This window comes from Enterococcus sp. DIV1067f, assembly GCF_050543505.1.
Classification (GTDB): domain Bacteria; phylum Bacillota; class Bacilli; order Lactobacillales; family Enterococcaceae; genus Enterococcus_D; species Enterococcus_D entomosocium.
Window position 1 is genome coordinate 1,314,207 of the sequence record NZ_CP172940.1, and the last position, 21,242, is coordinate 1,335,448.

A 21,242-nucleotide genomic window follows, 5' to 3' on the forward strand; every position below is an offset into this window, starting at 1 on the left:
GCTTGTTCGATGCAATTATACTTTACCCGTCACGGAAAAACAGAGTGGAACCAAGCGCGCCGCTTTCAAGGGATGCTAGGGGATTCACCGTTATTGCCGGAAAGTCATGAAGAGATCAAACTGCTCGGTGATCATCTGGCTGCTATTCCTTTTGAGAAGATTTATTCAAGCACGTCTTTACGAGCAAAAGTAACTGCCCAAGAGATCCAAACAAGGCTCCATCACCCTGTTGAAATTATTTATAATGAGAACCTGCGTGAGATCGGACTTGGTGAATTAGAAGGACGTTCTATCGATGAAATGCATGAGAAGTATCCTCAACAATTGACTGATCTGCGTAATCATCTTGATCGCTACGATCCCAGTGCCTTTAAGGGAGAGCCGATCCAAGAAACATTGAGCCGGATCGAGACCGTCGTCATGGATGCGGTGATGCAGCATGAAGGCCCATTATTGTTCGTCGGTCATGGGGCATCCTTTACGGCTGCTATCCAGTGGCTTGCAGGCAAACCATTAGCCGAATTAAGAGAGCAAGGTGGACTAGTCAACAACAGCTTAAGCCTTTTAGAGACCAATGACCAAAAAGTACTGCCTTTTGAACTGAAACTTTGGAATGAAGCAAGCTTTTTAAGCAATCAGGCAGGGTTAGACGCTTTATTGTAAACCATGAAAGGAGCGGCACCATGATTCCAGAAAGAACGTTTTTTGTCGGCCATGTTGCCGCCATCTTTTTCCAGAATCCCAGCAATTTTTATAAAGTACTATTAGTTAAAGTCACTGAGAATAATGCCGACTACAAAGACTCGGAGATCGTCGTTACTGGTAGTTTCGGCGAGATCCAAGAAGAGGAAAAGTATCGGTTTTTTGGTGAGCTGGTCAATCATCCCAAGTATGGCGTCCAGTTGAAGGCTGAGAGTTACCAACAAGAACAACCGACCTCTGAACAAGGATTGATTGCCTACCTTTCTGGTGAAAAATTTCCGGGCATCGGCAAAAAGACTGCTGAAAAAATCGTTGACCTGTTAGGAGAAGAAGCGATCGACCGGATGCTGGAAGAACCGGCATTGTTGGAGCAGATTCCAGGGTTAAATGAAAGTAAGCAAAAAATGATTTTAGATACCGTTCGGCAAAACCATGGGATGGATCAAGTAATCGTTGGCTTGAGTCGCTATGGCTTTGGTAGCCAGCTATCTTTTGCTATCTATCAAGCCTACAAAAATGAGGCGCTATCCATTATTGAGGAGAATCCATATCAGCTGGTGGAAGACATTGAAGGCATTGGCTTTAAACGTGCAGATGGCATCGCTGAACAGCTGGGGATCGAGGCTTCGTCACCGCAACGGTTTCGAGCGGCGGTCTTGCATCAAATCTTCGCCCAGTCCTTGCAGACGGGCAATACCTTTATCCACGCCCAAGATTTGTTAGAGCAGACACTGCGCCTATTAGAAACGAGCCGCCCCATTGAGATTGCGCCTGACGATTTGGCATCAACGATCATTCATCTAGTGGAAGAAGGAAAGATCCAACAAGAAGAAACCCGTTTATATGAAAATAGTTTGTACTTTTCTGAATGGGGAATTGCCAGTTCCATCGAACGCTTGCTTTCCCGCAAAAAAGAAATCGTCTATCCTGAGAAAAAAATCAGCAAAACGTTACGTAAAATAGAAAAGCACTTAGGCATCACCTATGGTTCCTCGCAAGAAGAAGCGATCAAAGAAGCAATCCGATCGCCATTGTTTATTTTGACAGGTGGCCCAGGTACCGGGAAAACAACAGTAATCAATGGGATCGTACAATTATTTGCTGAGTTGAACGATTTGGACTTAGAACCATCAAGATACAGCGACGAAACCTTTCCGATTCTCTTGGCAGCACCGACTGGTCGAGCCGCCAAACGGATGAACGAAACGACTGGTTTGCCAAGTGGTACGATCCATCGTTTGTTAGGATTGAATGGCCGTGAAAAAGCACCATCGATTAGTCCCAAAGAGTTAGAAGGCGGTTTACTGATCGTCGATGAGATGTCAATGGTCGATACGTGGTTGGCGAATACGCTCTTTAAGTCGATCCCTACAAACATGCAAGTGATTTTTGTGGGGGATAAAGATCAGCTTCCTTCTGTGGGACCAGGACAAGTCCTTCATGATTTGCTAGCGATCGATGCGATCCCGAAACAAGAATTGACGGAAATCTATCGTCAAGGAGATGGATCAAGTATTATTCCACTGGCCCACGCCATCAAAAACGGGCAGCTGCCTGCTGATTTTACACAAAACCAAAAAGATCGTTCTTTCTTTGCGTGTGATGCGTACAAGATCGAACCGTTGATCGCTCAGATCGTGAAACGGGCGAAAGACAAAGGTTATACGCCGCAAGATATTCAAGTGTTGGCGCCGATGTATCGTGGGGCAGCTGGGATCGATGCTCTGAATAAAATGATGCAAGAGATTTTTAACCCCAACGATGGAACCAAAAAAGAGGTCACCTTCAATGATACGGTGTATCGTATCGGCGATAAGGTCTTGCAGTTGGTAAACTCTCCTGAAGATAACGTGTTTAATGGCGATATGGGCCAAATCGTTGGGATCACTCTAGCCAAACAGTCGGAAGACAAGGTTGACGAACTGGTCATTCAATTTGATGCCAACGAAGTGACCTATAAGCGTAATGAATGGAACAAGATCACATTATCCTACTGTTGTTCGATCCATAAATCCCAAGGTAGTGAATTTCAAATGGTTATTTTGCCGATGGTTCATCAATACCAGCGTATGCTGCAGCGCAATTTGCTATATACCGCTGTGACTCGCAGCAAAGAGATGCTGATTTTACTTGGTGAACCGCAAGCCTACCAAACCTGTGTCAGTCACGAATCTGCCACTCGCTTAACGACATTAAAAGAACGTATCAATGGCACGGAAGAAATGACGCCGCTGCAACGGGCGAAATTGGCTCAGTTTGAGGAAGCCGATGATCCGTTTTATAATGATTCCTCTGAGAACACGAAGGCAAAAATGGTAGCTTCGAAGCCAAAGGAAAATCCCAGCACTGAAGCTGCTGCTAACCAGCAAGCGACAGAAAAGTCACCAGATAGTGGGTTGGACTTGTTTGCTTTTGCCGAACCTGATCCGTCGGCATCAAATCAGACAGAAACGGCCAAGCCTCTGTCAGGGGATAAGGTCCTAAGTGAAGGGACTACGGGGGAAGAAGCACTCATCGAAGAAACGCAAAACGATGGTGTGCTGACCTTAACGATGGTCAAAAAGCATTTAGTAGATCCAATGATTGGGATGAAGGACTGTTCTCCGTACGACTTTATGCCCGTAAAAAACGAGGGATTATAACGATGAGAAAATGCTAAAAAGGGATTGTTAGTGAGCGCTTTCTTTTGGTTTTTCAGCTTCTTATGCTAAGCTGAAATCAAAAGGAGGCGTTACATTATGGCGAAAGAAACCGAAGACAAATTAGCAAAACTCGCAAAAGAATCTGGCAACGACTTTAAGAAATTGGATGAGATGGAAAAAGAATTTAAATTAGATGAAAGCCCTGATGCAGAACGAGGCGAACGGGAAGAATCAGGATTAGAAAAAACGTTAGATAAGGCGCCGATTTTCCCGCCTAACACACCAAATAACCCAACGAATCCTGGCAGTCCTGGAAATCCATGATTTTCTACCAAGAAGAAACCAACTGTTGAATAATCGAATAGAAAGAAACCTGAAGAATGCAAAGGCGCATTTCTTCAGGTTTTTTGTGTCTAACGAGACTCACTGTAAATGCTGATAAAAATAGATTGCTAATTGCGTGCGATCCCGTAACCCCAGCTTTTCTAGTAATTGGCTGATGTAATTACGAACGGTTCCATCACTCAAATACAAGGCATCGGCGATTTCTTTATTGTTTTTACCCGCTGCTACTTCTTTGATGATCGCAAATTCACGTTCGCTAAAGGAAGCTTGATTGTCAATTGATGGTTCGTTCTTCATTAGCTGCGTGAAGGTCTCAACGATTTCATTCCCAAAGACAACTTGGCCATTATAAGAGGCTTTGACAGAAGGGATGATTGCCTGTAAATTCTGTTTGATCAAATAACCTTTCACACCGATGGAAAAGGCTTCTCGAATGTATTCTTCATCTTTGAAGGTAGTCAATAGCAAAAGGATCGCGTGGGGAAATTTAGCCAGTATTTCTTTGGCAGCATCGATCCCAGTTTGTTCCGGCATGCGGATGTCCGTCAGCAAAACGTCAGGACGATGAGTTTCATAGAGGTCAATGGCGTCTTTGGCACAATGACCGATGCCTAATACACGAATTTCTTCTGTGCTTTCTAAAATGGTTTGCAACGAGGTCGTCACAAACGGATCATCGTCAATAATAACTACAGTAATCATTGGTGTTCCTCCTTTGGTAAAATGATCGTCAACTGAAAGCGTTGGTTTTCTTGTAAGATATGAACTTGTCCTTGTTGTTCTTGGACCCGTTGACGCATCGTTTTCAGACCGATTCCAGTTTTAGCAATTTGAGATCCGCGGACCCCATCATTGGTGATTTGCAAGCGGAAAAAAGCAGGCAGTGTCCGAAAATGCAAGACAACGGTTTTGGCATGACTGTGTTTGATGCTGTTGGTCAAGGCTTCTTTGATCACCATTAAGAAACAATTTTGCTGGGCTTCGTTCAATCCTTCAAATAAGGTTCCTTCAATCGTGACTGAAGATGGAAAATCAGCAATCAGAAACTCTAAGGACTGTTGGAAAGTAATCGATGTCTCATGGAGATCATGAACGCTTTGGCGGATACGATCCATCCCAGTGTGAACCGTAGCACTCAAATTTGCTAAGGGCTCATTCAGTTTTGGTTCTTGATTGATCATTTCAAGTGCGCCAATCTGCAAAATGGCACTCGACAGCAGATGGCCAACATTGTCATGGATATCTCGCGCGATTCGATTTCGTTCTTCGGCAATTTGTAAGGCCAATTTTGTTTCTTGTGATAAGGCTAGTACTTTGTTTTGCTGCGATAATTGCTGCTGTTTTTCCCAATGAGTATCTTTTGAAGCGATGTACTTTTTCTCAAGAGCAGACATTCGCTGTTCTTTTTTACGTAAGTAAAAAGCAAAAAGCAACAAAAGGATGACAAAGGCGATCTTGGAGGGGGATTGATTGCCAACTGTTGCGATCAATAAAAATCCTAATAAAGATAGAATGTCATCTTTTCTTTCTTCAGGAGCGATCACCCGCATCATTGCAGGCAGAAAGAGGGCAAGCTCTGGCCAAAAAGTACATAGAAGCAATAGAATAACTTGAAAAAACCAGCTTGCTTTCCTAGGCAATAAATAACTGACACCAGTGAAGAAAATAGCGATCAGCAAAAAAATGACTTGTACGGCAACAAATCCTTGATTTACCAATAGAAGCAACGAGATTGCGAGTAGAAAGCCAGCTTCGCTGAGTAGTCGAGATTTGGACATGGCAGACTCCTTCATTGTGACAAATGTCATAGTTGATTTGGTCAATCGTCACTAGTTTCTTTTCTTAAACTTTATTATAGTCAGATTAACAAGAAATTTGGAAGGAGTTTTTCATCATGATTATTGAAATTGATAAATTAGTTAAACGCTATGGTGATTTTGTGGCATTGAATCATTTTGATCTGCAAGTACAAGAAGGGGAAGTTTTAGGATTATTGGGACCAAACGGTAGTGGGAAATCGACTGCTATCAATTGTATGCTCTCTTTGCTAAATTATGACAAAGGCACCATTAAACTGTTTGGATCAACCATGACCCCTGAAAACTATGCCGTTAAAGCAATGATCGGCGTCGTTCCTCAAGATGTTGCCGTCTTTGAAGAACTAAGTGTACAAGAAAATATCGATTATTTTTGTGGTTTATATGTTGCTGACAAAGAGAAACGGCAAGCATTGATCGAAGAAGTCATACAATTAGTGGGATTGGAAAATTTCGTGACTTTCCATCCAGGTGAGCTGAGTGGTGGCTTGAAACGACGGTTGAATATTGCCTGTGGGATCGCTCATAAGCCACGCTTGATTTTTTTAGATGAACCAACAGTCGCCGTCGATCCCCAAAGTCGTAATAAAATTTTGGAAAGCATCAAAGAGCTGAATCGCCAAGGAGCAACGATCGTTTATACGACCCATTACATGGAAGAAGTGGAAATTCTTTGTGACCAGATCGTGATTATGGATCAGGGACAGGTGATTGCCAAAGGGACCAAGGAATCTCTGAAAGACATGGTACGCACGGCAGATCGTTTGACCATCGACATCCCCTTACTGCCAGACCATGTATTGGCTACAATTCAAACCACCATTACTGCTGACGGGATCGTTTATAAAGAGGGACAGCTCCAAGTAACAACGACGGAACTCAATACGGTCTTGCTCCCCATTTTGACGCTCTTACAAGCAGAGAAAATCAGTTACGGAAAAATTGCAACCAAAGAAGCGACCTTAAATGATGTCTTTTTAGAGATCACGGGCAAGGAATTGAGAGACTAAAGGAGGGGAAAACATGTTTTGGCATTTTTACAAATATCGCACAAAAGTGCTGTTGCGAAATAAATCCATGCTGTTTTGGACGTTGGCGTTTCCCATTCTCTTAGGCCTAATGTTTATGGCGGCCTTTGGGGAGATCGATCAAGCAGGAAATTTAGAGACAATCACGACGGGAATCGTAAAAAACGGGGATCAATCAGCGCTTTCGGAAAATTTTTCCGCGGTCCTTGAACAAGTGGAAATCAATGAAAAACCATTATTTGATCTTAAGGAACTATCAGAAGCAGAGGCAGTTGAAGAGCTGAATGCGGGTGATTTAGCTGGGTTTTATCTGATAGCTGACGAAACGATTTCACTCCATGTGGGGCAAGCGGGCATGAGTCAGACGTTGATGAAAAATGTAATGGATCAATTTTTACAACGTACAGCGATTATTTCTAGTAAAGCAGCAGAACTTGAAACGCTTGATCTTGCACCAATTATGGCCGCGTTTGAACAGGAAGCGACTTTTCAAGAAGTGAATGCTGATCGTGACATGAGTGTTAAAAGTTTTTATTTCTTTACTTTGATTGGGATGGCGATCCTCTATGGGACGATGTGGGGTGTTCGCAATGTTCAGGATCAGCAAGCCAATCAATCCGCGAATGGGATTCGGCTTTCCTTGATACCAAGAAAACGCACATTGGTTTCAAGTGCGAATTTAGCGGCGAGTTTTACGATTGTGTTAGTAGAAGTCTACATTATTTTAGCGGTTTTTCGTTTTGTCTATCAAGTAGACTTTGGTGAACGATGGCAGTGGCTACTACTGGTTGCCGCGTTGGGATCATTGTGTGCGATTTTGCTAGGAACATTGATTGGAAATCTGACGCCAAAAATGAATCTGGTGCAAAAGGATGGCATTTTGATTTCCGTGACGATGGCGATGAGCTTTTTTGCCGGGATGATGGGCTCGGAACAAATCAAGTATTGGCTTGATCTACATGTGCCGATACTGGGGCAAATAAATCTCGTCAATTTGATCAGTGAAAGTCTCTATCAATTATACTACTATACAGATCTGGCTAGCTTTTATACCAATCTTTTATGGTTGACTGGCTTTATCGTCCTTTTCGCAATTGGAAATACTTGGATCGAAAGAGGGGTGCGCTATGACGCTTTATAAAACGATTTGGACTTTACTGAAGGCCAATAAGTCGAATTTACTAATTGGAGTACTGATCACTGTGGGAGTTACATTCTTTTATGCACAAAGCATCGACGTCGAAAACACCTCTTTACAAGAAGCCAACATTGCTTTGATCAGTGAAGAGGAGTCGCCAGTCGTTGACGGTCTTCGGGACTACTTGAAGGAGAAGCAGACCTTGGTCACTTTGGAGGGTACCTCACAAAAAGAAATTGATGATGCCCTTTATTTTAATCGCATAAACATCGTCTTGCATTTACCAGTAGATTTCACGGAACAGGTGGAGGCCGGCCAGATGCCAGCAATCGAGATTCAAAGCCGGCCAGATGCTTTCTCTAAAACCATTGTCACCCAGCAAGTGAACACGTACTTACAGACGCTTTTGCTTTTTAAAGAAGAAGGTAAAACAGTTAGTGAGGCGATAGAACAAGCACAAACAGCGCTAGCCGTCACTGGGCAAGTTGAACTCAGTACAGAATATAGTCAACGAATGAAAAAAATGTTAACAGGCATGACCTTTAACTTATTGTCATATGGTCTCTTTCTATCAATATTTAGCGGGTTTGGCGTGATCAATATGGCCTTTAATCGCAAAGCAATCAGCAAGCGAAACCAGAGCGCCCCTCTTGCTAAACGTGTCTTACAGCGGAAAATCCTGTTAAGCTTGATCAGTTATTCGCTGCTCTTAACTTTCGGCTTTTTATTACTGATGGTGTTATTAGTGATCCGCACGTCTTGGGATACAGCAGCTTGGTACCACATTTTGAACACGTTCTTGTTTTTATTACCAGTCATCAGCTTCTCGGCGTGTGTCACTTCCCTGGTGAAAAATTCAGAAGCAATCGGCGGGATCAGCAATATCTTTATAACCGGCAGCTGTTTTATCGGTGGTGTCTTTGTATCAGCTAATTTCCTGCCAGATATCGTCAATAAAATCGCGGCGTTTACACCAACGTATTGGTTTGTTCAAAACAATACCTTGATTAGCGAGACCCTCACGTACAATCAAGGGTTTACTGAATCGTTTTGGTTCAATGGCTTTGTCTTGGTTGCATTTGCAGCAGTATTTTCAATGATTCATTTTGTTTTGGGAAAAGAAGGCAGTCCTCGTTGGCAGTACAACTCAGCGAAAAACTAACAGGTACACAGAAAAAAACGATACAAATCGTTGCTGATTTGTATCGTTTTCTTTATGGGCACCAAAATAATTGATTGGCAGTAGTAAAGGTAATATCAAAGGGACGTTGGCCCATTTCTTCGCCATCTTCTTGTCCATGTTGGGGCACGGTAGAGATAATTCTCAGCTTCGACGTGGAGAGATGATGAAAGTAGCGTGAATTCATGTGTTTCTTACGCATCAGTAAACCGATCAGCCAGAAAATCTTGAAAATCGACACACGCTCAACGAGTACGAAATCAAACTTTTTCTCTCTGACTGAAGCGGTTGGGGCGATTGCAACACCGCCGCCAAAGTAAGGATGATTGGTCGTGGTGCACAAAAAAGCTTTTTTATAACTGAATTGTTGCCCATTACACTCGACTAAGATCGGAAAACCTCTTTGAAGAAACAAAACGCGGATAATTGCAGCGATATAGGAAAAGGAGCCGAGGTTGAACTTATTAAGACTGCTTTTTGCCACAGAGTGATTGGTGGTATAGACGATTGCCGCATCAAGACCAATACCCACATTATTAAGAGCGATGCCGTTTTCCTCTTGGATCTGCTCTTCATAGCGGATAATGGCCAATTCTTGGGGCTTAGTAGTACCGGCAATTTTCCAAAACGCTTTTTCCGGCTCTCGTGGCAGATCGATACTTCGCGCAAAATCGTTTCCCGAGCCAGCGGGGATGTAAGCAACGGGAATTTGTTGTTGTTCAAGTTGTAACTCTGATACTACTTGGTGCAGCGTTCCATCACCGCCGATAACCACCAATAATGGATAAAGCATCTCGCCATTTTCTAAATAGACATCATCCCAAGGCAAAAGGCGTTCTTTTAAGAGTTTTCTGGTGATGTACCGTTCGTCGCCGGGTGATTTGGTTAGGTAGATTTGATGGGGGAAACGATGTTTTTTTACGATTCTTTGCACACGTTCCGCCGCTTTTTTTCCTCGTCCACTACCTGAAGCAGGGTTTACGAGGAAGTGATAATAATAGTTCATTTTATGAATAGCTCCATATCGTTTTTTCGTTCAATGCGTTTAATTATAGCATGTTTCGACAGAAGGCGGGGAGACGATGCCTGAAAAAAGAGCAAAAAAATAGATTCGACGATTGTGCTTTCTGGGTTTTCAAAGGTTCTTATGTCCACTTTGATCCTCAGGTAATGATGCCCATCGCCGAATCCTATTCAATTAGTAAGGAGTAACTCAAATTCCCACATCCTTTGTCTTTTATTCTAAGTTGACAACAATTCTTTTCTTGCAGAACCTGCTTCGTCTGCTTTACTGGGAATCCTTGCTCCTTACACTTATAGTATAGCACATTTTTCTCTTTTAGCAATCGCTTACATGATTTGGTAGTTGTCTTTTAGATAAATTTAAATAGTTTAAATAAAAGATAAAGGAAAAGCAAAACCGAGTTTTCATTCGATTTTGCTTTTATGTCTTTTAGAAAGTAGCAGTCATTCTTTTTTTGGATTTTTCACAAAAATTAAAATCAAAATTGGAACCACTAAAAATATAATCGAATTATTGATTATCAGCACATCGTAATTACTAAAATTAAACGGATTATTTTGCCATGTTTGAAACATAAATCCCAGTAAATTTTGAGTATGGGCAAGATAAAATAAAGCAGAGGTGCCTAGTATGTTAAGGATTATTGTGATCACACATAAAATCCGTACTAGCTTAATTAGTACTTTTTTCATAGGAGAGCTCCTTTAGTTATTGCTGCATTTCTGGTAGATTGGCGAAGGCTTCAGTTAGTTTCACAGATTCTTCTAAAATATCCATATAGATATCGTAGTAAGCCCAGCCGTCACCTAGATCAGCCGCTTCAATTGTCTCAGTGGTTGTTTGAAATTCTCTCATCAAATCAGTGTAGCTACGCATAACAGAAGTGTAAGCGGACAAATCATAAGTTTCAGGATTGGCAATATACCCTTCAACTTCTGCGGTCAGATCAGCGTACGTATCAGATAATTTTTCAAGTTGTGCTTCCAATTCATCAGAAGCTTGCTCATTCGCTTGGCTGTCAATTTCTTCTTCTGAGCTCTCATTAGTTTCAATCTCTTCTTCTTCAGAAGCAGCGACATCCTCAGAATCTTCGGAGCTTTCCATTGTTGTTTCAGTTGTTTGTTGTGACGATTCGACAGTATCACTTTCCACATCTTCACTAGAGCAACCAGCCAGGAATAAAGTGGATACTAGTACAAAACCAAATAAAATCTTTTTCATTTTTAAACCCCTTTTTTTCAAAATAAATTGTAATATTTTGCTTATATTATAATTTATGAAGAAATATTTTTTTGTATCTAAAAAAGAACATATCCTTTCTTTTTTAGATACTTTATTTATTTTACCTTGAAAAGCCTCACGAATAAAGAAGTATCTGGTTATTTTAACCATTATTTAACTATGTTTATGCATATTGTTATAAATAGTGATAAAAAAAGCGTTTTTTTTATTTTGTGTAAAAATTCAAAAGGTTTGCATTTTATGGAGAAAAGATATTAAAATAACTATAATATATCTAATTATTTTTTTATTATTATTTATTGCTTTTTCCTTGTTAAAAAAAAGCGATAGGAGTAAATTAGAAGTGTAAAAAACTTATTTTAGGAGGAAGTATTATGTGTACTGCGTTAACTTATGTAACGAAAGATCATTATTTTGGCAGAAATTTTGATTATGATGTTTCTTATAAAGAAGTAGTGACCATTACTCCGAGAAATTATCCATTCAAATTTCGCAAAGTAAGTGAAATAGATCACCATTACGCAATGATTGGGATTGCTGCTGGTGTCGCTGAGTATCCACTGTATTATGATGCGGTCAATGAAAAAGGTTTAGGTATCGCTGGATTGAATTTTCCAGAAAATGCTGTCTACAATGAATTTCAAGAAGGAAAAGAGAATGTTACGCCTTTTGAGTTCATCCCATGGCTCTTAGGACAATGCGCTACTGTCGAAGAAGTAAAAGGGCTATTAGCCAATGTCAATCTCGTTCGGATCAATTTTAGTGAAGATTTGCCTCTATCGCCTTTGCATTGGATGATTGCTGATAAAAAAAGTGCCATCGTTGTGGAAAGTATGAGTGATGGCCTTCATATTCATGAAAATCCGGTGGGAGTTTTGACAAATAATCCGCCATTTGATTATCAATTGTTCAATTTGAATAACTACCGTGTGTTATCATCGAAAACTCCGGAAACCCATTTTTCTGACAAGCTGGATTTTGATGAATATAGTCGTGGAATGGGCGGCTTAGGTCTGCCAGGAGATCTTTCTTCGATGTCTCGCTTTGTCAAAGTAGCTTTTACCCGATTAAATTCCGTTTCTGGAGAATCTGAATCCGAAAGCATTAGTCAGTTCTTCCATATTTTAGGTTCGGTTGAGCAACAAAAAGGACTTTGTGACATAGGCAATGAGCGCTATGAGTACACGATTTATTCTTCTTGCTGCAATACAGATAAAGGAATCTATTACTATCGTACGTATGAAAATAGTCAAATCGTTGCAGTTGATATGAATAAAGAAGATTTGGAAGGTAATGTACCGATTTCTTATCCATTAATTGAAGACCAACAAGTTCTTTTCAGTAACTGATCCATTCTTAAAAAACCATCTCAAAGCTGTTTTGAGATGGTTTTTTTCCTTTTCCATTTTTAAAATGAATCACTCTCATTTGTTGTCGTCTTCGTCCCTGCGGTACTTTTATTCGGAAATGGAAAAAAGCGGTTCACCAATATTGCAATCGTCATGCCGATGAAACTATCAACAATCCGATTAAAAGCATACAAGTAAGATTCAGTTTGAGGGATCATAAATAAAATCGTCAATAGTGTAGCACAAGCACCAACTGTTCCCTCGGAGTAATCAAATTTGACCAATAAAGCGATCATCAACATGATCACTAAAGGGATCGCAATCATTTGTATAAAGGACGAATGTCCGAAAAAGTTAAATATCGCAATACAAAATACAGAAGCGATTGCGCCGAAGCTGTTACCGGCAATCCGATGTTTCCCGTATTTGACGGTATTCTCATGATCTTCTCTTAATGTGAAAACAGCTGTGATCGTTGATACGACGTAGGTTTCACGATTCAAAAGAACACTAATCAAAATACAGAGGAATACACTGATTCCAGTTTTTACATTTCTTAAGCCAAAGGTCAATCCAAATAAGTTCAATCATGCCATCCTCTCAAAACAAATTTCAACGAAGTCGATTATACCACATTGCAGACGGTCAATTGCTTAGATTTTCAGAAAAATGAACAACGATTCTTTCATCGTACGTTGACAGGCAAATTTTATCAGTCGTCGAGAAGCTAGCTTGATACCATGCAATTTTCAACTTTGAGTGTTGAAAGGAATACAATAAGTGACCCCAACCCTAAATGAATTGACTTTCGTTGCCATCGCTTAAGACTCCTTTTTTTATTTCTCAGTCTGTTCAACGTTTAAATAAGTGTTTTGATAAAAAAATATTTATTGTTCATAAAAAGTTTGTTTTTTAGATATTATATTGAGATAATCAAAATAAGGAGGGTTTAAAATGAAAAAAGTGTCCATACTATTTGTTCTTTTACTTGGCTTTGTTGTTTTTCCGATGACAGTTTTTGCTGCATCTTCACCAAGTGTGAGCTATCAAACAAATATCCAGTCTCAAGGGTGGCAATCATGGAAAACAAACGGTCAGACGTCAGGGACCACAGGGAAAGCCAAGCGACTTGAAGCAATCAAGATAAAAATTACTAACGAAAAATACAAAGGGAATATTGAATATAAAACCTCCATTCAGAAACAAGGCTGGGAAAAATCGTTTAGAAAAAATGGGACTCTGTCTGGTACAAGTGGAAAAGGACAACGGTTGGAGGCGATCCAAATCAAACTCACCGGTGAGATCGCTAAGTATTACGATGTCTATTATCGAGTCAATGCACAACAATTTGGCTGGATGGGGTGGGCGAAAAACGGACAGTCTTCAGGAACGTCTGGCTTTGGTTTTCAACTGGAAGCAATCCAGGTCAAACTGGTGAAAAAAGGTGGGAAAGCACCTGGAACGACGAATGATGCATTTAGAGATGGACTGAAAAAATATGTAGACAAACGGGGCAAAGGGCTGATCAAAGGCTCCAAACAAAAGATTTATCATATACCGGGGAGTCAATATTATAATAAAACGACCAGTCCAATTCGGATGTTCAAGACAGAGGTGGAAGCCTACAAATCGGGCTTTCGACCAGCTAAATAGAGGTGTAGCAGGCATTCGCTGAGTAAACATCTATGAGAAATTGCTTTACCAAAAAGGTAACGAGGCAACGAGAAGAGAGCTATTTTTGATCAAAAAGTAACTGAATCGTCTGATTCATTCTAAACATCCCTTTCCGTTAGCGAAAAGGGATGTTTTACGTATTCAAGATGATTTCTGTGCGTAGATCCGACGAATCTTAAAGTAATTCAGCACTTAACCTTTCATCACGAGATGCGCCTTGATTTAGCGAGGTTTCAACACAAAGCCACCATCTTCATCGTTCATTTCTTCGGTAGGCGTAAAAATAATATTTTTGCCATCTCTTTCAAGGTTAAAGATTGAATCACAAGCTATTAGGAAATCTGACGATGGATGATTCATTGATAGTCGAATAGGGCTAGAAAATGAAAGCTGCGAAGTGTTTCTTTGAATCAACGAATGAAGGAACAGAGGGAGCAATTCCATCTGCATAAAGTTTTGTCAGGTGATTTCGAGATGATTTGATGATTAAATGGCCGGTTTAACATTGATATATGGCTATTAATGTGTATAATAAGTACTTGTGCGAAGCGCACCGCGGTTCATCAACCATCCCGCGTAATCAAAACTCGGAGAAAGTAGGGATCAAATGGAAAAATCAACAAATCTAACCAATCAACGTTTGCGTGCCGTCGCAGCCAATGGGATCATTATGGCACTTTATGTTGCTGTAACGGTTCTAGTCTCACCCGTTGCTTCAGGAGCGATTCAATTTAGGATATCTGAAGGATTGAATCACTTGGTCGTTTTCAACAGAAAATTGATGTGGGGTGTCGTTGGCGGGGTTATAGTGTATAACATGTTCTTTGGAATGGGGATCTTGGATGTCGTATTCGGCGGTTTCGGAAGCTTCTTGGCTTTAGGAGCAACTGCATTGGTATATAAGAAGATTCCAAATGTTTTCGTAAGACTGGCATTTAATACCATTGTTTTTTCATTAAGTATGTTCCTGATTGCGATTATGCTAAATATCACCTTAGCATTGCCTTTCTGGCCAACATTTGCAACAACGGCATTGAGTGAATTTATTGTAATGACGATTACGGCACCGGTGATGTATATCATCAATCGTGCCGTTCGCTTCGATAAGCGCGTGTAAAAAAAGCTTGTTTTTTGCTTTGATGGTTCTCAAAAAACAAGAAAAAAGATCATTCCTAAGAAATGAAGGAATGATCTTTTATTTTATTCTGCTTTTAAGTCTTCGATCTCCACAACTTTGAAGTTTTTCGCTTCTAGTTGCGCAACGATCTTGTCGCATAATTCTTTTGATGTGTTTGCTGGTAAAGTGATCATCGTACGACGAATAAATTCGTCTTTACCGATGTCGAGAGTGATACAGCTAGCGATACTGCTGTATTTTGCGATTATTTTTGAGATAACCGCTAAGTCGCCTTGTTGACCTGTTGATGCGATCGTCAACACATAGCTTCCTTGTTCAACGCTCCATGATTGTGACAACATATTCAATAAGGAACTATGAGTCAAGATGCCGTAAAATTGATTGTTTTCATCTAGTACCGCAATATAAGGCAATTCTTTGATTGTAAAGAAAACCTTAAAAAATGAAGAGTTGACATAAATGAACTTCGTCGCATTTTTTAGCAGATAGGTGACGGGTAAAGTCATGTCACCGCCATTTGCTTTATGGCGATAGATGTGCATTTTATAAATATTTCCTCTAAAAATCTTTCCTGATTCATCTAGGATAGGCACACAACGATAACCAGACTCTTCTAAAATTGCCAGCGCTTCTTCTAAGGTAGCTGTTTCCTTTACCGTTGTTAAATCGCGTTTTTTGTAAACCATTGTTTTTAATAACATAATTTTCCCTCCCAAATACCCATTTAACACCATTATCATACCACAAAATCAGCAGAAACTATATTTATACGACAGAAAATCAAAAATTGACACAATCTTAAATAAATGGTATTTTTAGTGTTGGAAAACTTTATAAAAAGGGGGAGGACACTAAGATGGCAACGAAAAAAGCTGCTTTGGCTTGTTCTGTCTGCGGATCCCGCAACTATTCAAAATCAGTCAGTGAAGGTAAAAAAGGCGAACGCCTTGAAATCAACAAATTTTGCAAGTATTGTAATCAATATACGTTGCATCGTGAAACGAAGTAAGGAGGGAATCGAATGAAATTTTTGAAAAATGTTGTTGAAGAAATGAAAAACGTTTCTTGGCCATCAAAAAAACAATTACGCAAAGATACATTTGTGGTGATTCAAACAACCATTATTTTTGCATTGATGTTCTTTGTGATGGACACACTGATTCAAACGGTCTTCAATTGGATCCTAAAGTAACACTTCTTACTGATAGCGCTAGTCATTTATCACAAATCGTGCTATAATCGCTTTGAGGAAAAACTTCGGTGCAGCTGAGGTTTTTTTATTTTACAAAAAAGATGGGGAGTCCGAAAAAAATGGAATCTTTTGAAAAAAATTGGTATGTACTGCATACGTATTCTGGCTATGAAAACAAAGTAAAAGCGAACCTAGAGTCACGTGCACAAAGCATGGGGATGGGTGATTATATTTTCCGTGTCGTCGTTCCCGAAGAAGTAGAAACAGAAGAAAAAAACGGCAAAACCAAAGAAATCGTTCATAAAACATTTCCTGGCTATGTATTAGTTGAAATGGTCATGACGGATGAATCTTGGTACGTTGTACGTAATACTCCTGGGGTAACAGGTTTCGTTGGCTCTCATGGTGCAGGAAGCAAGCCAGCGCCTTTATTACAAGAAGAAATCAATTCAATTTTACGTTCGATCGGTATGAGTACTCGGACAGTTGAACTGGAAGTCGAAATTGGCGAAACCGTCAAAATCATCGAAGGTGCGTTTTCTGGTCTAGAAGGACAAGTAGCAGAAATCGATGAAGAAAAACAAAAACTAAAAGTGAACATCGATATGTTCGGTCGTGAAACCAGTACAGAACTTGATTTTGAGCAAGTAGATAAAATTTAACTGCTGGATAGACTAGCATGAACGGCTCATTTACGGTAAAATAACAGTAATGAGAATAAAGTGGACCAATTCGTTGGCCCACTTTTTTTCTCAAAATGAGTAAGCGCTTTATAAGAGGAAGGGGTCTTATGTCAAAATTATTTGCTTTTTTTAGAGTAAAGTTTCACAATGATTTTCATCCCCATACTAAAGGGATGATCTCTGTACATAATGGGTATAGCTTGTTGTTTCTTTTTAATTTGCTGCTGTTTTTCTTTGCCATGTTGTTTTTCGATCCAAGGGTGGCAGTCGAAGAGCTCAAGTTGATTTTATTTTCGGAAAGTCATCTTGTGACAGATTATATTGCTATGACTTCTGTAGGGTCGGCTTTATTAAACAGCAGTTTGATGACGTTTGTAGCGATCTCGATTTGCTATCATTATCGGGTGCCGATCACAGGAGGCGCGGTGTCTGCTATCTTTATGGTGACTGGGTATGGTTTTTTTGGGAAAAATCTACTAAATTTTATCCCGATATTTTTAGGCGTCCGTCTGTATTCGTATTTTATGAATGAACCATTGAAAAAATTTCTGTTGATTGCCTTGTATGGATCGTCGGTTTCTCCAATCGTCAGCTATTTTGCATTCAATGACTCACTACCGCCTTATTTTAGCTTGGTGATGGGGTACGGTATTGGAATTTTTACCGGTTTTTTGATGGTTCCCATGGCCTTATATTTTCAAGGACTTTTTCAAAGCGTCAGTTTATACAGTGCTGGATTCACTTCAGGAATGTTGTGTACATTAGTCGCCGCTATCTGTCGGATGTTTGGCCTAACGATTGAGCTAAGAACATTGGTGTCGCAAGAACAGCAGCCGCGTTTGATTCTCATGATGCTGGTTTTAGGAAGTGTGTTCGTAGGCTATGGGTCGCTGATGGCAATCAAGAAAAAACGATTGAATATGCGAGCGATTTGGTCTCATAGTGGCAAAATCGAACGAGATATCTTACGTGATACCGGCGTTTATAATACGATGATCAACATGGGATTGATGACGTTTTTGCTTGTGGCATATGTCGTCAGTATTGGTGCGGTTTTAAATGGACCAGTTATCGGTGCGATCTTTTGCGTCATCGGCTTTTCTGCTTGTGGCTCTCATGTCTTTAACTCGCTGCCTTTATTGGCAGGGGTGACGATTGCCAATCTATTGAGCGTATACACCATCAACGAGACGGTTACAGTCACGTCAGCGATTTTTGCGATGATGCTCTGTGCAGTAACAAATGCCTATGGCTGGAAAGGCGGCTTGGTGGTCGGTTTTGTGCACGCCTCAATGGTACTGAATATTGATTTCTTACATGGAGGTTTGAATCTGTATAACAATGGTTTTTCTGGCGGGCTAGTCGCCATGATGATCATTCCCTTATTGGATCTCAGCAAACAGCTTTGGCAAAAATCAGCCGATCAGGCGCAAGCTACCAAGGATGAAAAACCACAAATGGACTTGAAAGCACAAGAAAGCGAGCAGCCATTGGTCCCATTGGATCAAACAGAAGGAAAACCTAAATTTTCCGAGCCTGTGAAGGTATTAAAACCCGTTGCCCAAAAGAAACACTATAGGGTAGGCGAGTGGGAGTAGAAAAACCGCCAATGTCATTTGTTACTTGTTTAACAAGTAGGGAGTGCTTGCCTTTTCGTCGTTGGAAATAATGGGAAAATGAAAACCAACCAAGAACAAGCAAAGATTGGTTGTTCTTGGTTGGTTTTTATTCGTGTTCATTTCTAAAAAAACATCAACGATTGGCTTCTAAGATTTCTGCCTGTAGGCGTTGGGCAGTCGGTGTCATGGCTAGACCACCTTCAGCCGTTTCCTTGAAAATGCTAGGCATTTGTCGTCCTACTTGATACATCGCTAAGACCACTTCATCAGGTGGGATGACACTTTCGATTCCTGCTAATGCCATGTCGGCAGAGATAAAGGCCTGGGAAGATCCCAGGGCATTGCGCTTCACGCAGGGGACCTCGACTAAGCCCGCGACAGGGTCACAAATCAAGCCCATCATATTCTTGAGGGTGATCGCCACCGCTTGAGCCGCTTGGTGGGGGGTGCCACCTTTTGCACAAACCAAAGCCGCCGCTGCCATTGCGCTAGCAGAACCGATCTCTGCTTGACAACCGCCTTCGGCACCGGAAATCGAGGCATTGTTGGCAATCACCAGACCAAAGGCGCCGGCTGTAAACAAAAAGTCGACTTGTTGCGCTCGAGTCAGTGCCAAACGCTCACGTACGGCCATTAATACACCAGAAACAACACCCGCACTGCCGGCAGTCGGTGTTGCACAGATCAAGCCCATTTTCGCATTGACTTCGTTGACTGCAATGGCATTTTGGACCGCTTGTAGAATGGTTTCTCCGCTTAAAAAATCACCGGCAGCAAGGTAGTCGTTCATGCGAGTCGCATCGCCGCCGGTCAATCCCGTCACCGATTTTACACCAGCGACACCTTCAGCGACTGATTGTTCCATAACAACTAAATTCTTTTCCATGATTGCAAGGATCTGTTCGCGACTACGACCAGTATTTTCTGCTTCGATCGCAATCATCATCTCTGCAACGGAAGGATAATTTTTACTTTCTATTACTAACTCTTCTATTGTATAGAACATGTGCTTATCTCCTTTAATCAAAATACGCAGCGCTGTAAACGTGCGGCAAAACTTTGATTTGTTGCGCCAGCTGATCATTGCGCTGATCGACTTCGATGATCATGATTGCTTTATCACCGACAGCTTCTCTCGTAACGGTCATCGTACCGATATTGATTTGAGCCTCTGATAGTAAATTGGTTACTTTCGCAATCATTCCCGGAACATCTTGATGGACGATCACATAAGTAGGGGTACCCAGTGTCAGAGAAATTTTGAAGCCGTTAAGCTCTGAGATTTGAATGTTGCCACCACCGATCGAGATGCCAGTGACAGATAGTTTGTGGCTACCTTTTGTCAAAATCATCTTGACCATATTCGGATGTTCCGCTTTTTCTTTTTTAGGGACGAATAAGACTTCGATCCCTTTCTCATAAGCGATTTTTAAAGAGTCCGCTAGGCGAGCATCATCTGGCTCCATGCCTAAGAGACCGCCAACTAACGCAATATCGGTTCCATGACCGCGATAGGTTTTAGCAAACGATTCATACAACAGGATATCTACACTGTCTGGCTGTTCGCCAAAAATACTGCGAACGATTTTTCCGATCCGGGCAGCACCGGCGGTATGAGAACTGCTGGGACCCACCATGATGGGTCCGATTATGTCAAATACACTGCGGTATTTTAATTGTTCCATTTTTTTCACCTCGATAGTAGTAAACGAATAGGGAAGAATTCCAGTAGTAGTGTAGCATAAAAAAATGAGAGAATGAAAAAAGCAGACCAAAAGCAAGTGATTTTTATTTCTTTTTTAGCGATGGACTAACGAAAAGCGCTGGTGAGCATTTTTTCAAAAAAATCAGCTGAAAAACCTTGAATTATTCCATAAAGATGCTATAATATTCCAGTGTGCTTTCGTCACACGTTTTTTGTGTGTGCACATGAATCACCAAAGTGGGAGGAGAAATTTGGATCTCCAATTAACCACATCACGGACTCAAGGAGGTATGTCTCGTGGCAAAAAAAGTAGAAAAAATCGTTAAATTGCAAATTCCTGCAGGTAAAGCAACACCAGCTCCGCCGGTAGGTCCTGCGCTAGGTCAAGCGGGTATCAACATCATGGGATTCACTAAAGAATTCAATGCTCGTACAGCTGATCAAGCAGGTTTGATCATTCCAGTAGTGATCTCTGTATACGAAGACCGTTCATTTACTTTCGTTACAAAAACACCACCAGCAGCAGTATTGTTGAAAAAAGCAGCAAACGTTGAAAAAGGTTCAGGCGAACCAAACAAAACAAAAGTTGCAAAAGTTTCACGCGATCAAGTAAAAGAAATCGCTGAATTGAAAATGGAAGACCTAAACGCAGCTGACGTTGAAGCAGCAATGCGCATGGTTGAAGGAACTGCACGAAGCATGGGGATCACTGTAGAATAATTACAGCCCTAAGGAAGTAGCTTCTCAGTCGGCTTCATATTGAA

General features: G+C 40.9%; 23 protein-coding genes. 14 read left to right on the plus strand and 9 right to left on the minus strand.

Annotation, left to right across the window (positions count from 1 at the left end):
• The first annotated feature begins 9 nt into the window (after positions 1-9).
• From IGJ42_RS06155 to IGJ42_RS06165, 3 genes are all read left to right on the plus strand, one after another.
• Positions 10-663 (plus strand): histidine phosphatase family protein, encoded by a 654-nt coding sequence (locus IGJ42_RS06155; protein WP_008379766.1) that lies wholly within the window; start codon positions 10-12, stop codon positions 661-663.
• A gap of 20 nt (positions 664-683) precedes the next feature.
• The gene (gene recD2 / locus IGJ42_RS06160; RefSeq protein ID WP_016613259.1) at positions 684-3,344 is read left to right on the plus strand and encodes an SF1B family DNA helicase RecD2; all 2,661 of its coding nucleotides are present in this window, start codon (positions 684-686) and stop codon (positions 3,342-3,344) included.
• 96 nt (positions 3,345-3,440) lie between these two features.
• A complete protein-coding gene (locus IGJ42_RS06165; protein WP_005236708.1) occupies positions 3,441-3,668 on the plus strand; it encodes a hypothetical protein in 228 nt (75 codons plus the stop codon).
• A gap of 99 nt (positions 3,669-3,767) precedes the next feature.
• On the opposite strand, the gene IGJ42_RS06170 is transcribed toward IGJ42_RS06165, so the two are convergent.
• The gene (locus tag IGJ42_RS06170) at positions 3,768-4,391 is read right to left on the minus strand and encodes a response regulator transcription factor (protein ID WP_008379771.1); all 624 of its coding nucleotides are present in this window, start codon (positions 4,389-4,391) and stop codon (positions 3,768-3,770) included.
• Positions 4,388-5,497 (minus strand): sensor histidine kinase, encoded by a 1,110-nt coding sequence (locus IGJ42_RS06175; protein ID WP_005236702.1) that lies wholly within the window; start codon positions 5,495-5,497, stop codon positions 4,388-4,390. The genes IGJ42_RS06170 and IGJ42_RS06175 overlap by 4 nt, the downstream gene beginning before the upstream one ends.
• Positions 5,498-5,583: 86 nt before the next feature.
• Here IGJ42_RS06175 and IGJ42_RS06180 point away from each other — a divergent pair, with 86 nt between their 5' ends.
• Genes IGJ42_RS06180 through IGJ42_RS06190 form a run of 3 tightly spaced genes read left to right on the plus strand, consistent with a single transcriptional unit; the run spans position 5,584 to position 8,834 of the window.
• On the plus strand, positions 5,584-6,516 hold the full coding sequence (locus IGJ42_RS06180) for an ABC transporter ATP-binding protein (RefSeq protein WP_005236700.1): 933 nt from the start codon (positions 5,584-5,586) through the stop codon (positions 6,514-6,516).
• A 13-nt stretch (positions 6,517-6,529) separates the two neighbouring features.
• Positions 6,530-7,675: an ABC transporter permease gene (locus IGJ42_RS06185; protein ID WP_034878640.1), complete on the plus strand. Its 1,146-nt coding sequence runs from the start codon at positions 6,530-6,532 to the stop codon at positions 7,673-7,675.
• Positions 7,662-8,834, plus strand: a complete 1,173-nt coding sequence (locus IGJ42_RS06190) for an ABC transporter permease (RefSeq protein ID WP_016613262.1) — start codon at positions 7,662-7,664, stop codon at positions 8,832-8,834. The genes IGJ42_RS06185 and IGJ42_RS06190 overlap by 14 nt, the downstream gene beginning before the upstream one ends.
• Positions 8,835-8,886: 52 nt before the next feature.
• On the opposite strand, the gene IGJ42_RS06195 is transcribed toward IGJ42_RS06190, so the two are convergent.
• From IGJ42_RS06195 to IGJ42_RS06205, 3 genes are all read right to left on the minus strand, one after another.
• On the minus strand, positions 8,887-9,858 hold the full coding sequence (locus tag IGJ42_RS06195) for a diacylglycerol/lipid kinase family protein (protein WP_005236695.1): 972 nt from the start codon (positions 9,856-9,858) through the stop codon (positions 8,887-8,889).
• A gap of 461 nt (positions 9,859-10,319) precedes the next feature.
• Positions 10,320-10,568, minus strand: coding sequence for a spermidine/putrescine ABC transporter permease (locus tag IGJ42_RS06200; protein ID WP_086332247.1), 249 nt, complete (start codon positions 10,566-10,568; stop codon positions 10,320-10,322).
• A gap of 16 nt (positions 10,569-10,584) precedes the next feature.
• A complete protein-coding gene (locus IGJ42_RS06205) occupies positions 10,585-11,097 on the minus strand; it encodes a membrane lipoprotein lipid attachment site-containing protein (protein ID WP_086332248.1) in 513 nt (170 codons plus the stop codon).
• A gap of 395 nt (positions 11,098-11,492) precedes the next feature.
• Here IGJ42_RS06205 and bsh point away from each other — a divergent pair, with 395 nt between their 5' ends.
• Positions 11,493-12,467, plus strand: a complete 975-nt coding sequence (gene bsh, locus IGJ42_RS06210; RefSeq protein WP_008379784.1) for a choloylglycine hydrolase — start codon at positions 11,493-11,495, stop codon at positions 12,465-12,467.
• 59 nt (positions 12,468-12,526) lie between these two features.
• Here the strand turns inward: bsh and IGJ42_RS06215 are convergent, their stop codons facing one another.
• Positions 12,527-13,054 carry an FUSC family protein gene (locus IGJ42_RS06215; RefSeq protein WP_005236688.1) on the minus strand — a complete coding sequence of 176 codons (528 nt, stop codon included), beginning with the start codon at positions 13,052-13,054 and terminating at the stop codon, positions 12,527-12,529.
• A gap of 367 nt (positions 13,055-13,421) precedes the next feature.
• Here IGJ42_RS06215 and IGJ42_RS06220 point away from each other — a divergent pair, with 367 nt between their 5' ends.
• The gene (locus tag IGJ42_RS06220; RefSeq protein WP_061053978.1) at positions 13,422-14,120 is read left to right on the plus strand and encodes an Ig domain-containing protein; all 699 of its coding nucleotides are present in this window, start codon (positions 13,422-13,424) and stop codon (positions 14,118-14,120) included.
• A gap of 628 nt (positions 14,121-14,748) precedes the next feature.
• On the plus strand, positions 14,749-15,258 hold the full coding sequence (locus tag IGJ42_RS06225; protein ID WP_005236682.1) for a QueT transporter family protein: 510 nt from the start codon (positions 14,749-14,751) through the stop codon (positions 15,256-15,258).
• Positions 15,259-15,341: 83 nt separating this feature from the next.
• Here IGJ42_RS06225 and cbpA read toward each other — a convergent pair whose 3' ends face one another.
• A complete protein-coding gene (cbpA, locus tag IGJ42_RS06230) occupies positions 15,342-15,980 on the minus strand; it encodes a cyclic di-AMP binding protein CbpA (protein ID WP_008379786.1) in 639 nt (212 codons plus the stop codon).
• A gap of 155 nt (positions 15,981-16,135) precedes the next feature.
• Here cbpA and rpmG point away from each other — a divergent pair, with 155 nt between their 5' ends.
• From rpmG to IGJ42_RS06250, 4 genes are all read left to right on the plus strand, one after another.
• Positions 16,136-16,288, plus strand: coding sequence for a 50S ribosomal protein L33 (rpmG, locus tag IGJ42_RS06235; protein ID WP_005229764.1), 153 nt, complete (start codon positions 16,136-16,138; stop codon positions 16,286-16,288).
• Positions 16,289-16,300: 12 nt separating this feature from the next.
• The gene (gene secE, locus IGJ42_RS06240; protein ID WP_005229766.1) at positions 16,301-16,471 is read left to right on the plus strand and encodes a preprotein translocase subunit SecE; all 171 of its coding nucleotides are present in this window, start codon (positions 16,301-16,303) and stop codon (positions 16,469-16,471) included.
• Between the two features lie 119 nt (positions 16,472-16,590).
• Positions 16,591-17,133, plus strand: coding sequence for a transcription termination/antitermination protein NusG (nusG, locus tag IGJ42_RS06245; RefSeq protein WP_005229769.1), 543 nt, complete (start codon positions 16,591-16,593; stop codon positions 17,131-17,133).
• A gap of 128 nt (positions 17,134-17,261) precedes the next feature.
• Positions 17,262-18,752: a DUF1576 domain-containing protein gene (locus IGJ42_RS06250; RefSeq protein ID WP_008379789.1), complete on the plus strand. Its 1,491-nt coding sequence runs from the start codon at positions 17,262-17,264 to the stop codon at positions 18,750-18,752.
• A gap of 154 nt (positions 18,753-18,906) precedes the next feature.
• Here IGJ42_RS06250 and sdaAA read toward each other — a convergent pair whose 3' ends face one another.
• Together sdaAA and sdaAB are read right to left on the minus strand one after the other, a co-directional pair.
• On the minus strand, positions 18,907-19,779 hold the full coding sequence (gene sdaAA, locus IGJ42_RS06255; protein WP_008381622.1) for an L-serine ammonia-lyase, iron-sulfur-dependent, subunit alpha: 873 nt from the start codon (positions 19,777-19,779) through the stop codon (positions 18,907-18,909).
• Between the two features lie 13 nt (positions 19,780-19,792).
• Complete coding sequence (gene sdaAB / locus IGJ42_RS06260) at positions 19,793-20,458, minus strand: L-serine ammonia-lyase, iron-sulfur-dependent subunit beta (RefSeq protein ID WP_005229781.1); 666 nt, start codon at positions 20,456-20,458, stop codon at positions 19,793-19,795.
• A gap of 317 nt (positions 20,459-20,775) precedes the next feature.
• Between sdaAB and rplK the strand changes: the two genes are divergently transcribed.
• Complete coding sequence (gene rplK / locus IGJ42_RS06265; RefSeq protein WP_005229787.1) at positions 20,776-21,198, plus strand: 50S ribosomal protein L11; 423 nt, start codon at positions 20,776-20,778, stop codon at positions 21,196-21,198.
• Positions 21,199-21,242: the final 44 nt, after the last annotated feature.